Source organism: Shewanella pneumatophori (assembly GCF_023283895.1).
In the GTDB taxonomy this organism is placed as follows: Bacteria; Pseudomonadota; Gammaproteobacteria; order Enterobacterales; family Shewanellaceae; genus Shewanella; species Shewanella pneumatophori.
The window spans coordinates 149,417-162,704 of sequence record NZ_JAKILB010000006.1 but is presented as its reverse complement, the minus strand read 5'-3'; the positions used below and the strand labels follow the sequence as shown (position 1 = coordinate 162,704).

Here is a 13,288-nt window from a genome sequence, read left to right as displayed (position 1 = left end):
ACCGACTATAAGTAAGATCATGATTATATGGTCTAAAAAAGTCACAAAATTGTCTTAGGCTTTTAGATATAGCACTTCTGCTATTTTCCCCCGTGGGGTATGCTTAACCCAATATCTGATACTTAGTCTAGTTAGGCAAAATGGATGAACGATAAGCTGGCTGCTCTATTAACCATAGTTGGCCCCCTGATAACCCTTATCTGGATAATCTCCCATTATTCTTCAAAGTCCAACTCAATTTGTGCAAGATGTAGTTCGCAAATTAACTATCAAGCTGACAAGTACAAAGTTGACCTACACGGCCACTCAGGTGTTGTGTGTAGCTCCTGCCAATCAATGCTGAATGAAATCGGTTTAGTCCTATCACCACAAGGTCAGTTCTTGCACCAATGCCAACACTGCAAGGGGGCGTTTTCATTGCGCGATAGGAAGAACTTTATTGTTGTTCGGCAAGATTTATACCTTGTATGTAACACCTGCCTTAATCAAATATCTCTTGATAAAGATAAGCCAATGAGTGACATGCTCTCAAACGTTATCACTCCTGAGTTCCTAGCACTGTGCTCAAACTTTCTGACATTAGAAGAGTTAGTAGTTGCATCTAAAATCCAAAACTTCACTGCGGACCACCTGAAGTCAGCAGAGTGGAATAACCACATTAGACTCAATACAAAATACGATAGTTGGGATGCTTTGTTTATTGCCGCCTCAATATACGCTAGAGACTCGTTACTGATAAAGAAACTAACCTCATAACTTAGGCTCAACAAACCATCGTTAGATGACACCATCATAAGTGACCGCCAGCAGGTATCAACAAATTACCCATTGACATTAATGACACTCAAGATTATTGTTGACACCGTTTATGACACCACTCACTGAGACTAACCTAATGAGAACCTTTGCATACTGTCGTGTATCTACCGTTGAGCAGAACGCTGAAACACAAGCCCACCAGCTTAAGGAGAGAGTCGCTGACCTACTTGATACTCGCATCATAAGTGAATCTATATCTGGTGGTGTCGCAGCTATGGCTCGTCCAGCCTTTAAGGAACTAGTCGACCACAAACTTGAGGCTGGTGACAGATTGGTAGTCTTGAAGCTTGACCGCTTAGGACGAGACGCTATTGATGTGCTTCAAACCATAAAGATGCTGACAGAGAAAGGTGTCTCAGTACAATCCTTAGACCTGCCAGTATCTGACCTCAGTACCCCAGAGGGAAAGCTCATGCTTAGTCTTATGACTGCCTTTGCTGAGTTCGAGAAGTCTAGGATTGTCGAGAGAACACAAGAGGGTCTTGCGAGAGCTAAAGCAGAGGGTAAAACCTTAGGCCGACCAGTAGCAAAAGGTACGACTCAATCAGTGCTCAAAGCTAGAGCCGATGGTCTATCCCAAGCCAAGGCTGCTCAAGAGCTAGGTCTATCATTAGCGACCATCAAGAGGCACTGGAATAAGGAGCTGTAAGCCCTCTAAATGATCCGTAGAGGCACGTTAGACCTCGCTTAGTACAATGGTAGCCATGAAGCAATATGAGCCACTCCAGATCCTTTAAGATCTTTAGGTGCTTATCTGTCTGTGGCTACCTGTTTTTGTCGACCTTATATTTATTTTAGTTTCAGATCCCCGCTTACAGACAACCCAAGCCACTCCATACCTATAAAAGACCATCAGTCACCGAGTGAAAACCAAACTAACTTTGTGCTCAAAATCGACATGTTTACAGACTATAGGCAAGTGTCTTTGAACGTAATACTAAAAATTATTAGTAGCTAATTCCAGACTCTAGATATAGTAGTCTTATGATATTTAAATAGACAGTTTTAAACCAACTCCCACCCTATAGAAAAGCAACCTTTTAAAGATGCTCATAGACTATAGGTAAAACTAGCAATAAGACTATAGACCTAATTAAAAGTACTTAAAGCCTAACTAAAGTTAAAGAAATTACCTAAGCTATATTTATCCTTTTCCAGAGTCACCTTAACTTAAGTCCATAACTTAGTAGCCTTTAGTCTTGTATGCTGCTTTATTTCGACAATAAGCATAAGACCTTCGTAACCATATGTTTATAAAGGACTATATGCACTACATCGTTAATAGACTTGAGACTTAGGTCTGATACTTAAGATATAACTCAGCGAAGCGGTCAATATCAATAACACCTAATAAACTTATACTACTATGGCGCTATAGCCAAAAGAACCAATAATAATAGCGAAGCAATATAGTCACGCTCAAAGCGGACTAATGGAATGAAAATAAGTAGATGTTAGCTGCATCAACTTAATCCCAGCTGTCATTCCTTCAAATCACGGCAACCAACACCGAGGTCACCCAAGACCTATAACTCAAACAGCATTTAGTTAAGCGCATTCACTCGAGACCACACTTAGGAAGTATCCTTTGCTGTTTGGCCTTTGTGTGGATGGGACTTGATGAGTGCGCTTACTTAAACCTAATGGATACAACCATATGAAAACTAACACCACGCAACATACAGTAAATTTAAAAGTCGTTGATGCGATGATGGGCGCAGGAAAGAGCACCGCGATTCAGCAATACATGAAGGATAAGGCACTAGCCTCAAAGTTTGTGTATGTCTCCCCTCTTTTATCTGAACTCGAACGCTTTCAACAAGACTGCCCCGAGCTAAACTTTCAGCAGCCTACATCGATGGGGCGAAGCAAAAAGGATTCGTTCATGGATCTAATTCTCAATGGATATAATGTGGTCACTACACATGCAACACTCCAAAATCTCAGTCACTCTGATGCTGACGAGATTAATGCTGCGGGCTACATCCTTGTCATAGATGAAGCAGTGGAGGCAATCAAAGTTCCTCCGCCTCTTGGACGCCATCGACTTAGAACCTTGATAGAGTCGGAAGCCTTATCTGTAGCGGCTGACGGCCTTATAACTTGGAACTGTGCGAGCTTCCCTATTGCTGCTATTGATGACGCAAGAGAGAAAGCACTTGCAGAGGACTGTTGTAACCAAAGCTTGTACTTGATCGGTGGTGAAACCCTCATACACCAGTATCCAATCAGTATCCTATCTTCCTTTGAAGAAGTTATCTGTATGACCTACCTATGGGAAGGCACCATTTTTGCCCACTATTGTCGTATTCATGACATCAAGCCACAGGATATTACCCATGAGATTGCCTTAATGCGCAATGAGACTGAGCTTAAGCAAATAGCTCGCGACAACATCAAGTTGTTTGAGCCTAAAAAGGATACCCGAGCTTCGTTAACTCAAACGTGGTGGAGTAAAGCACGTCCCACAGTCATCAAGCCTATTGCTGCATTGATTACAAGCTTCGTGACCAACAGAAAACTAACCTCTAAAAATATTCTCATTACTTGCCCAAAGGATAATTGGGTTGACAAAGATGAGAATGGTCAGCGTATCAAGTCAGGAAAAGCTAAAGCTAAGGGAGCAAAATACAGCAAGTCACTTTGGGTCGCTTCAACTTGCAGAGCTACTAACGATTATGCTGACAAAACTGCAGTAATCTATGCTCTTAGTAAGTTTGAAAACCCTGCTATTTATAACCACTGTAAAAATAAAGGAGTTTCTTTCAACAAAGACAAATATGCCTTAGCAGAAATGCTCCAGCTCATATGGCGTGGTTGTATACGTAAAGGTGAGCCTATGCACTTGTTTATTGTATGCCCTCGTATGCGAAAGTTGTTTAAGAATTGGTTAAATGAGTCTGATAATAAGATGCTGGCTTGAGCCAAAGTAGCTACTTTAAATCATTACTCAAACCTTTCTTCTATTCCCAATCCAACGCCTTCACTAACTTCAATATGTTCTCTATCTTATATTCTTTGCCATAGCGGTCAAAAGTAATCGAGCCATGAGAATGACCAAGCAAACCTGCGACCATATCAGAGCTAAACTCTTTACGTTTGAGCTGAGTAGCCACTGCATGACGAATACCATGTAAGGTGTCTCGCTCACCCCAGCCTAACTTAGGCTTAAAGGTGTAGAACCATTTAGAGACCTGATGTGAATAACCACGAGTCGATATCTTCCTAAGTTCTGGGAATAGTCGCTCGTGTCCGCTAGCCTGTTGCTTGTCGACAAACTTAAGGAAGCCCATAGCGATTAGCTTAGGGTGAATAGGGATGACACGTTCACTGGTCGCGGTCTTAATGGACTGATCTGGATGTGTCGCTCTAATGTGGATGCAGGGATAACCATCAATAACAGTAAAGTCATCTATATATAGTTGAGCTAATTCCCCTAGCCTTGCACCAGTATAAGCAGCAAGCCTTGGCAACCATGCACGATAAGGCATCTTATGCTCAGTAGTTGATGGGATTTCCCTAAATAGCTGTCTGATTTTGGTCTCGCTCAAAGCATCTCGAGCCTTAGAGGCTTTAACCTTTGCCGACACCTTAATACTTAAGCCAACCATCGGGTTACTGATGCCGTAATGAATAGCTGCCCACTGTAATAGTGCAGAGACTCGAGTCAGCCGCTTATTAACTGTAGAGACTGCAAGGTCAGCTTTAGATGAGAAGTGTCGCTTGTACTCTAATGCCTTAGCCAGTGTGAACTGTTCAAGACGTATATCACCTAGGAGACCAATCATATCTTTATAGGTCTGACGGTTAACCTGTTCACTGTGTGGCGACCATGCGCCTTGCTTACGTTTCTCTTGGCAAAACTCTTCAGCTACTTGGCTGAGTCTTGGGAGCTTAGGATGACTGCTGTTGCTTTGGGTAGTAATAGTGGGAGCAGAAACCTTGGCAGGTCTTAAGACTTCTTGCGTACAGGCTTGAGAATGAATAGTCTCAGTCGTGCCTTGAGTATCACCTTCAGCAACACTGCGTAACTGACTCAACACCTGCCAAGACTTGCGAACGGCTTCAAGACGGTCTCTAGTCGCTAACGACTTTCTGATTTCACGCTTACCAAGGGAGCTTTGTTGAGCTTCGGGTACGACTATTCGCGCATACCAAATGCCATGACGAGATTGGAACAAATATGGGGGAGTTTTAGATAAACTATTTCTCATCGAGTGTACCACCAAGTGTATCACCTGAGGTCTTTCTGAGATAAGTCTTTGATTAGACTTTAGTTTGGAGGCTCCCCTAGAGCCACACCCCGGCACATGAGTCGCCTGCTGCGGTTGCTCCCTTCCGGGCCTGGCCGAGTTCACAAGTTATCATTGCGGGGGGACCCTAGGGTCACCACTGCTTTCTATTAGAGGCTTGCTCTAAAGAACGAGTGCATTATCTATTATGCATCTCCAGCAATCAAGTGATTATCACGTAACTTAGCCTATATTGGGTTCAATCGACGATTCTATAAACAAAAGCCCTTTAAAAAGGGCTTTATCGACTTGAAAAACAACTTTGAAGAACTGACTTGAAAAATCCAGCGCCACTTATAGACTCAAACTGGCCCTGTTTTTCTCTATCAGCTTTTCTCCAATACCTTTAACTTCATTAAGTTGATCAATCGATTTAAAGTTGCCGTGAACTTTACGATACTCAACAATTGCTTGAGCCTTTGCTTCACCAACTCCGCTTAATGCTGCCAGTTCGGTTACCGTTGCACTGTTAATTTTAACTAACTGCAACTGACTCGACTCAGAAGTAGGTGCAACATCAACTTTCTTAGGTGCCGCCTCAACCGAAAAAGCAAGTAAGCTTAAAAGAATAAAAACAGATAAAATATGTTTGTACATAATTGCTCCTTTGTATTTTCCTAACATTAATGGCCTTAATCCATTTCCATGGCCACCAACAAAAGGTAGATCATAGTCTAGCTTTTCGCTATCAAACGCCCACCATCACACCGCACTCGCAACTAAATAGATCGCGATCACACTTCATGTATTACAAATAACTTTCAGTTACTTGGGACGATTATCGAATTATTGATGTTTTGATGAGTAAATTTCGAAAAATCAGCACAAGCTTCATATTTAATCATCACAAAACCAAAATATACGTGAATCGCATCACTATTTTCAGCGGTCAAAACGGTAAATTTTTAACGCGACAACAGATTTTGAACTTAGTCAAAGCTGAATTAGAGTGAGCCAACTTAAAATAATAAGGGACATTCAAATGTCATTTGAATCAACCAAAATACCCGACACCACCGATACTAAAATGTCTAAACAGCAAAAGAACTTGATCATTCTTGCTGCAGATATCCTGTTGTTGTTTTTAATGTATAACTTTCTTCCCTTTGAAGAAGGCGTTAATACAGGTTTGGCAATGTTGGTATTTGCCGCTATTTTGTGGTTAACAGAAGCTATCCATATCAGTATTACCGCAATTTTAATCCCTATTATGGCCGTGCTGTTTGGCGTATTTGAAACCCAATCAGCAATGAGCCACTTTGCTAACCCTATTATTTATCTTTTCTTCGGTGGTTTTGTTTTAGCTGCCGCGTTAAATCATCAAGGCATTGATAAGTTGATCGCCCAAAAAGTTCTGGGCGCCTCTAAAGGGCGCTTATCGGTGGCCTGCCTGATGTTATTCGGGATCACCGCGGGACTTTCCATGTGGATCAGTAACACGGCCACAACCGCTATGATGCTGCCGTTAGCACTTGGGATCTTGCATCAGATTGATATTAAACAGCACAAAAGTACTTACCTATTCTTATTATTAGGCATTGCTTACTCAGCAAACATTGGCGGTATTGGAACCTTAGTTGGTAGCCCCCCAAATGCTATTGCTGCTGCGCAAGTAGGTCTCTCATTTGCAGACTGGCTCGAGTTTGGCCTAATTACCGTTGCGATCATGCTTCCTATGATGTTAATTGCCCTGTATCTATATCTTAAGCCAGACTTATCAATGGTTTGTGAGCTAAATACAGAAAAGCAATCACTGACTTTTCAAGGTAAGTTAACCTTACTTATTTTCATCAGCACCGTCTGTTGCTGGATTTTCAGTAAACCTATTTCTCAGGCGTTAGGTGGGATCTCAAAATTTGATACCATAGTTGCACTTGGCGCAGTGGTTTTACTTGCTGGCCTTGGCCTTGTTAAATGGAAAAAAATTGAAACGACTACAGATTGGGGTGTACTAATTTTATTTGGTGGTGGTCTAACATTAAGTGCAGTGTTGAAGGCAACAGGTACCAGCGTATTTTTAGCACACTGGATCACCGATATTTTTGGTAACACACATATGGCACTTTTCACCTTTGCCGTGATTGCCTTTGTTGTAATGTTAACTGAGTTTGCAAGTAACACTGCAAGTGCTGCGCTACTCGTACCTGTATTTGCAGCTATTGCCGAAGCACTTGGTTTATCGCCAGTAATGCTATCAGTATTAATTGGCATCGCCGCTTCTTGTGCCTTCATGCTTCCTGTAGCAACACCGCCAAATGCTATTGTTTATGGCTCTGGATACATCAAGCAATCAGAGATGATGAAAGCAGGGGTTATCATTAATTTTATCAGTATGGTTGTGCTTTACATCATTGCGCATACATTCTGGGAAATCTAATTAAACCGCCCTGCCATTAAAGGCAGGGCGACTTTTTATAAGGCAAATATTACCTTATCTACAAAGCCGCCCTACTCAAAATATCCATGAAACATATCACTTAAAGCCTTTCTAGGCCTTGCTCTAACGCTTGAATAATATCTTCAACTGACTCCAGACCAACTGAAATTCTAAGTAAATTATCTTTAATTCCCGCTGCTAACCTTTGTTCTTCAGTATAAGGAGAGTGTGTCATCGACGCAGGATGTTGAATTAATGATTCTGCATCACCTAAACTAACGGCAATGGAAAACAGCGATAATTGATTAATAAAGGCGAGTGATTGCTCAAAGCTTGCATTAAGTTCAAACGCTATCACACCACCAGCTCTGCGCATTTGCTGGCCTAACAAATGATGTCCTGGGTGACTTTTAAGTCCAGGATAATAAACTTTAGATATTTTATGATGCGTTGCTAAATATTCAGCGACTTTTTCTGCATTGTCACAATGCCTTTCGATTCGTACATCTAAGGTTTTTAGACCACGTAAAATTAACCATGCATCATGGGGTGATAAAACAGCGCCTACATCTTTTAATACTTCGTACTTGATAACTTGCATTTGTTGTTCACTTGCGCAAATTACACCGGCAATCACATCACCATGTCCATTTAAGTATTTAGTCGCGCTATGGATAACAATATCAATACCGTGCTTTATTGGCTGCTGTAATAATGGCGTCATAAAGGTGTTATCAACGATACTGATTAAATTGTGCTGTTTAGCTATCTGAGCAATCATCTGCAGATCATATACATCTAAATGAGGATTCACCGGCGTTTCGCAAAAAATCACTTTAGTATTTGGACGTACAGCATCGATTATCGCGGTTTTATCACTAAAGTTGACTAAGCTAACCTCTATGCCAAATTTAGCTAATAAAGAACTCATCAACGAAAAGGTGCATCCATAAACCGCGTTAGAAGCAACAAGGTGATCACCACAGTTTAGATTAGCTAACAGTGCAGCTGATACAGCCGCCATACCAGAGCCTGTTGCAGCTGCCGCTTCACTGCCCTCTAAAACTGCAATTTTACGCTCGAGCTCTGCCGTAGTTGGGTTACCTAAACGGGTATAAATATAACCTTGTTCTTCACCAGCAAAACGGGCGCCGCCTTGCTGAGCATTATCAAAAATAAATGTTGCGCTTTGGCACAAAGGTGTTACCAATGCCCCAGTCTCATTGTGTTCATGCCCTGCGTGAATCACCTTAGTGGCAAGTTGCCATTTATCTTGCATACGTTTCTACCTTTATTCAAAGCGCTTTTTACTTGCTGTTTTCGCCCTGCTATCTTTCTCGACACAAAGCTACAAGCTGCAAAGCCAGTTCTGTTTTTAGTTATTGCTTTTCGCTGTTACTTAAAACACAAACTTCAGAAGTAACGACAAAGATCGGCTAGTACTCATAACTCAACATGGACGAAGCGAATTAAAATTCAAACTAAAAGCAGATAATTCCCCCCGGATGACATGTAAAACAAATGTTACAGACAAGGCGTGCAAAAGGAATTTAAGATGTGGGATCAAAAAATAACGGTTAAATATAAGGTTAAGGCAACTAGACTAACTGAGCAGACACGAGATAGAACTAAGCTAACTCTAGCCACAAAGTTAGCTCGAAAAGGCACAAGTAGATGATCACAGTATTACAGTAATCATCTACTTAAGATTAATTAGCTACGCTCAACTTTCTCCGTTTTAGCCCCAGTGCTCACTGTTTTACTGAGTACACTCGATGAAAGCTCTTTTAAACTAAGCAGAAGCTCTTTATGAATACTGGACAGTTTAGGCTTAGAATCAAGAGTAAACGCTAACGGCCTACACAACGCCATGGCCTGATAACCCAACCTAGCAGTTAGCAGTCCGCCACCGAGCCCTTGTCCAAGTCTTGCTGATAATTTACCAGACATCTCAACAGATAATAGTTGCGTACCTAAGTCCGTCACTATTTCACTTGAGCCTGCATAAATAATATTAGTAATAATACTTCGAATAAGCTTAATTCTGCTCCAGTAACCCAGCTCAACCCCATAGCATTTCGCCAGCTGATTGATCATGCTTTGATTACGCCACAAAATAATAGCCATATCTAATACAGCTAATGGGCTAGCAGCCAAAAGTAATGCAGACTCCTGAGCAAAACGGCGTACGATTTTTTTGGCAGCTAAATCTCTTTCAGTAAGCACAATCTCATCAAACAACATAAGCTTTTCAGCATCATTTTGCTCAGGCGTTAGGCTCACACTAAATTTAGATGTTTCAACAGTATTAGGTAACTTAGCGATAATCGAGTCGATAAATTTATCCGCCTCACCCATTTGCATGCTTTGCGATAATCGCTGGCCAACCGCTTGGGTATCTTCAACCTGCTTTAAGGCCTTTAAATGACGCCACTCACCTAAAGTGATTTTACCGGCCCACAAAACAACTAACCCAGTAACACCAGCATATAAACCAAATAACCAACTACTTTGAATAAACGCGGCCTGTAAGCCAAGAATAGCTTCAACGATAACCACTAGTACAATACCAAATAGGCAAAGCTTACCTAGCCTGCTTCTATGGGTCTTAGCAGGCTTGTCTTGTGCTAAATCAATACTCTCAAAACCAGATAATTGTTGATTGATAGTGGATTCTATTTCAGCATCGGTTAATGGTTCGGCTTCAATAAATTCAACTTTAGATTCAAAGCTAACGGAATGCGCCAAACTCACTTCAGGCTCTTTATCTTGAGCATCAAAACGTTGCTGTCTTTTTATAAAATGGTCACTTTGAGACATTGCTACTCTCTTTTATATCTACTTACTCAACCATGTGCTCTACAAAAATTACTTAAGCTTATCGCCTAATAAAAACTGTAATACATGGTCTAAACGTATATGTTCAAAGTCAGCGCTGCTGCGTGAGTTGCGCTGGTTAGTCGGCGCAAAGTTAATAAACTCAAAACCTTGTTTATCCCAAAAATCTGCTGACGGCAGCGATTTAGGCACTTCACCCGGAAAGAGGGTCACAGCTTGGCGATTAACTAACTCTGTCCCCCTGACGACTTCTATTTCTTTACCATCTTGCTTAACCATGCCATGACTGGTTGATTTAATGGCACTAATAGCCATGGTTTCAACTTCACAGCCTTCAAACTTAGCAAATTGTTGACTCTGCTGGATCAACTGAGTCAATAGCGACAACACATTGCCCTGTTGATCGCGAGTCACGTGATCAACCTTACTGGCAGCGAACAAAAGTTTATCAATTTTCGGTGAAAACAATCGTTTAAGTAAGCTTGATTGACCAAAGTGGAAACTTTCAATTACCGCATGCAACGCCGACTTCATATCATCAAATTGTTCACGACCACGATTAAGCGGTGTAAAGCAGTCTACCAACACGATTTGGCGGTCAAATTTAGCAAAATAATCTTGATAAAAAGGCTTAACTACTCGGTTTACGTATTCGTAATAGCGTTGCTTTAACGTGTGATAAAAGCTATTCGGGATCGATTGCTCTAACGATTGAAAACCTGATTCATCAATATTGAGTAACGGAAACAAAGCTAAAACAGGCGTGCCTTCAAGTTCACCGGGCAATAATAGCCGACCTGGCTGGGCATAATAAAAACCATGATTACTGACACAGTCCTGCAAAACCCTTTGATAAAGATCGGTTATTTCTTGCAGTTTTAATTCATCAGCAGCACAAGTAAGGTCAATACTATTTATCGCCTCAGAGAATGCTTCAAAGTGTTTAGAACGCTGGAAAACTTGTTTGCGAGTAGATTGGCTAACTGACCATTGCTGAAATGATTGCTTTAGCATAGGTAGATCTAGTAGCCACTCGCCGGGATAATCAACGATATCTAAATATAATGTTGCACTATCAGTCAGCTTCGATAATAAACCTTTTGCTGGGCGGTACTTTATCGCTAAACGCAATTCACTAATATTTCGAGTCGACACAGGCCAAGTTTGTGGCTCGTTCACTAACGATTGAATTGCAGCATCGTAATTAAAACTCGGAATGGTTAGATCTGGCTGCAAGTCTCGCTTTACACCATAGAGCCGACTATCTCTAGCGACTCGCCATAAAGGCAGTTGAGAGCCTGTTTCAGCAATCCCTGAATGCAATAATTGATTCACAAGGCCGGTAATGAAAGCCGTTTTACCCGCACCAGCTAATCCTGTAACCGCTAATCGTAAATTTCGGTCTGTGGTTCTGAGTGCAACTGCTTGAGTATTTTTACCGAGTTTTTTAAGTGACTGTTTGAAGCTCGCCATATATTGAAGTACAACCCGTATAAGAAAGTTCTAGGGCAGTATAGCCTGCCCCGTCTTTGAACTATAGCTTGATGAATTAACTATAGGTTGTTGATTTGATTTTTTAAATCATAGTTATCTGATGTTACGTGGCGCTCTAGATTTTGTAATCGGACTTCTAAAGACCTAAATTGGCTGTTTACATCCTTTAACGCCATTTTAGCTGGCTCACCAGACTGCCAAACCTTTTTCTTTACACCAATTTCCTTATTAGAAACCTCATTTTTACCAGTACCTGGTTTAATATCTAAAATCATCCACAGTAATACATAGATGATTAATACTATGCCAGAGCCACCAAGTAAAAAGATTGAAGCCGCAACAACTCGTACCAACCAGGTTTCAAAATTAAAGTAATCAGCAATCCCTGAACATACGCCTGCAATTTTGCCTGATTGAGGAATTCGATATAAGGTTTTGTTACCTTCGTTCATCTTACATCCTCCTTATTAAGCACTCATTGGGTGGTATTTATTTGCCGTAATAGAAATCATCTGCTTAGTCATGACGATTTCTCCATTGCGGCGCCTCACTGTCTAAGATTGCTTCTAGAGTTTCGATGCGATGAGACATCTTATCCGCTTTAGCAATTAACTCATTTAGCTGGCTAAATTCTTCTTCAGTAAGTCCCTGGCTAACCTGTCGCTTACTACGGTAATGAAGTATTAGCCATATTGGAGCCACAAAAATCATAAAGATGATAATTGGAGCCATCAAAATATCCGTGTTCATAACTCACCTCTGATTAGTGTTGATTACTTAGCTTTTGTTTTACTTTCCTTCATTTTAGCTTTTAGCGCTTCAAGTTCGGCGTTAACTGAATCTTCAGCTTCTAATGCTGCAAACTCATCGTTTAATGTCTTTTTGTTACCTAAGTCATAAGAGTCTACTTGTGACTCAAGGTTCTCTACGCGGCGCTCGTATTGCTCAAACTTGCTCATTGCATTATCAATTTTGCTTGAGTCTAACTGCTTTTTCACCTCTAAACGTGACGATGCAGTTTGCTTGCGCATAATAATAGTTTTCTGGCGAGCTTTAGCATCAGCTAGCTTTTCTTGTAGTAAGTTCACTTCTTCTTTAAGACGTAAGATGTGCTCTTCAACAACAACCAGTTCAGCTGCTAGTGTTTGCGCTAGATCATTAGCTTTTTGTTTTTCAACTAGTGCTGCTTTAGCAAGATCTTCGCGGTCTTTAGAAAGTGCAAGCTCGGCTTTACTTTCCCAATCTTGTACTTGTTCTTGTACTTTCGCGATACGACGAATAATATCTTTTTTCTCAGCCAGAACTTTTGCCGAAGTTGAACGAACTTCAACAAGTGTATCTTCCATCTCTTGAATGATTAGACGAACCATTTTCTCTGGATCTTCAGCCTTATCTAGTAAAGCACTGATGTTTGAGTTAATGATGTCTGCAAAGCGTGAAAAGATTCCCATAATAACTTCCTCTAATT

Annotated in this window: 12 protein-coding genes and 1 other RNA gene; 4 read left to right on the top strand and 9 right to left on the bottom strand. The window is 41.0% G+C overall.

The genetic code is table 11. The annotated features are described in order from the left end of the window. Positions 1-144 precede the first annotated feature (144 nt). The 3 genes from L2740_RS11295 (at position 145) to L2740_RS11285 (ending at position 3,742) form a co-directional block, all read left to right on the top strand. Entirely contained in the window at positions 145-756 is a 612-nt protein-coding gene (locus tag L2740_RS11295) for a hypothetical protein (RefSeq protein WP_248950298.1), read from the top strand. A 139-nt stretch (positions 757-895) separates the two neighbouring features. Next, the gene (locus L2740_RS11290; protein WP_248950297.1) at positions 896-1,468 is read left to right on the top strand and encodes a recombinase family protein; all 573 of its coding nucleotides are present in this window, start codon (positions 896-898) and stop codon (positions 1,466-1,468) included. A gap of 1,008 nt (positions 1,469-2,476) precedes the next feature. Beyond that, positions 2,477-3,742 (top strand): DEAD/DEAH box helicase family protein, encoded by a 1,266-nt coding sequence (locus tag L2740_RS11285; RefSeq protein ID WP_248950296.1) that lies wholly within the window; start codon positions 2,477-2,479, stop codon positions 3,740-3,742. 40 nt (positions 3,743-3,782) lie between these two features. Here the strand turns inward: L2740_RS11285 and L2740_RS11280 are convergent, their stop codons facing one another. From L2740_RS11280 to L2740_RS11270, 3 genes are all read right to left on the bottom strand, one after another. Further along, entirely contained in the window at positions 3,783-5,033 is a 1,251-nt protein-coding gene (locus L2740_RS11280; protein WP_248950295.1) for a site-specific integrase, read from the bottom strand. Positions 5,034-5,106: 73 nt separating this feature from the next. Beyond that, positions 5,107-5,203: signal recognition particle sRNA small type (ffs, locus tag L2740_RS11275), an RNA gene on the bottom strand. 202 nt (positions 5,204-5,405) lie between these two features. Next, a complete protein-coding gene (locus L2740_RS11270) occupies positions 5,406-5,708 on the bottom strand; it encodes a ComEA family DNA-binding protein (RefSeq protein WP_248950294.1) in 303 nt (100 codons plus the stop codon). A 430-nt stretch (positions 5,709-6,138) separates the two neighbouring features. On the opposite strand from L2740_RS11270, the gene L2740_RS11265 reads away from it, so the two are divergent. Continuing rightward, complete coding sequence (locus L2740_RS11265) at positions 6,139-7,488, top strand: SLC13 family permease (protein WP_420833528.1); 1,350 nt, start codon at positions 6,139-6,141, stop codon at positions 7,486-7,488. Positions 7,489-7,588: 100 nt separating this feature from the next. Here the strand turns inward: L2740_RS11265 and L2740_RS11260 are convergent, their stop codons facing one another. From L2740_RS11260 to pspA, 6 genes are all read right to left on the bottom strand, one after another. Next, positions 7,589-8,767, bottom strand: coding sequence for a trans-sulfuration enzyme family protein (locus tag L2740_RS11260; RefSeq protein ID WP_248950292.1), 1,179 nt, complete (start codon positions 8,765-8,767; stop codon positions 7,589-7,591). Between the two features lie 434 nt (positions 8,768-9,201). Beyond that, positions 9,202-10,308 carry a TIGR01620 family protein gene (locus L2740_RS11255; RefSeq protein ID WP_248950291.1) on the bottom strand — a complete coding sequence of 369 codons (1,107 nt, stop codon included), beginning with the start codon at positions 10,306-10,308 and terminating at the stop codon, positions 9,202-9,204. 48 nt (positions 10,309-10,356) lie between these two features. Then, positions 10,357-11,799, bottom strand: a complete 1,443-nt coding sequence (locus L2740_RS11250) for a YcjX family GTP-binding protein (RefSeq protein WP_248950290.1) — start codon at positions 11,797-11,799, stop codon at positions 10,357-10,359. Between the two features lie 80 nt (positions 11,800-11,879). Further along, positions 11,880-12,272: an envelope stress response membrane protein PspC gene (gene pspC / locus L2740_RS11245; RefSeq protein WP_248469396.1), complete on the bottom strand. Its 393-nt coding sequence runs from the start codon at positions 12,270-12,272 to the stop codon at positions 11,880-11,882. A gap of 64 nt (positions 12,273-12,336) precedes the next feature. After that, a complete protein-coding gene (gene pspB / locus L2740_RS11240; RefSeq protein ID WP_220760446.1) occupies positions 12,337-12,570 on the bottom strand; it encodes an envelope stress response membrane protein PspB in 234 nt (77 codons plus the stop codon). Positions 12,571-12,593: 23 nt separating this feature from the next. Then, positions 12,594-13,271 (bottom strand): phage shock protein PspA, encoded by a 678-nt coding sequence (pspA, locus tag L2740_RS11235; protein WP_248950289.1) that lies wholly within the window; start codon positions 13,269-13,271, stop codon positions 12,594-12,596. Positions 13,272-13,288 lie beyond the last annotated feature (17 nt).

Bases quoted from the DNA above. Each gene is read 5' to 3' on its own strand.
- L2740_RS11290 (WP_248950297.1), top strand. From the start codon at position 896: ATGAGAACCTTTGCATACTGTCGTGTATCTACCGTTGAGCAGAACGCT.
- L2740_RS11265 (WP_420833528.1), top strand. From the start codon at position 6,139: ATGTCTAAACAGCAAAAGAACTTGATCATTCTTGCTGCAGATATCCTG.
- L2740_RS11295 (WP_248950298.1), top strand. From the start codon at position 145: ATGAACGATAAGCTGGCTGCTCTATTAACCATAGTTGGCCCCCTGATA.
- L2740_RS11260 (WP_248950292.1), bottom strand. From the start codon at position 8,767: ATGCAAGATAAATGGCAACTTGCCACTAAGGTGATTCACGCAGGGCAT.
- pspC (WP_248469396.1), bottom strand. From the start codon at position 12,272: ATGAACGAAGGTAACAAAACCTTATATCGAATTCCTCAATCAGGCAAA.
- pspB (WP_220760446.1), bottom strand. From the start codon at position 12,570: ATGAACACGGATATTTTGATGGCTCCAATTATCATCTTTATGATTTTT.
- L2740_RS11255 (WP_248950291.1), bottom strand. From the start codon at position 10,308: ATGTCTCAAAGTGACCATTTTATAAAAAGACAGCAACGTTTTGATGCT.
- L2740_RS11250 (WP_248950290.1), bottom strand. From the start codon at position 11,799: ATGGCGAGCTTCAAACAGTCACTTAAAAAACTCGGTAAAAATACTCAA.
- pspA (WP_248950289.1), bottom strand. From the start codon at position 13,271: ATGGGAATCTTTTCACGCTTTGCAGACATCATTAACTCAAACATCAGT.
- L2740_RS11280 (WP_248950295.1), bottom strand. From the start codon at position 5,033: ATGAGAAATAGTTTATCTAAAACTCCCCCATATTTGTTCCAATCTCGT.
- L2740_RS11285 (WP_248950296.1), top strand. From the start codon at position 2,477: ATGAAAACTAACACCACGCAACATACAGTAAATTTAAAAGTCGTTGAT.
- L2740_RS11270 (WP_248950294.1), bottom strand. From the start codon at position 5,708: ATGTACAAACATATTTTATCTGTTTTTATTCTTTTAAGCTTACTTGCT.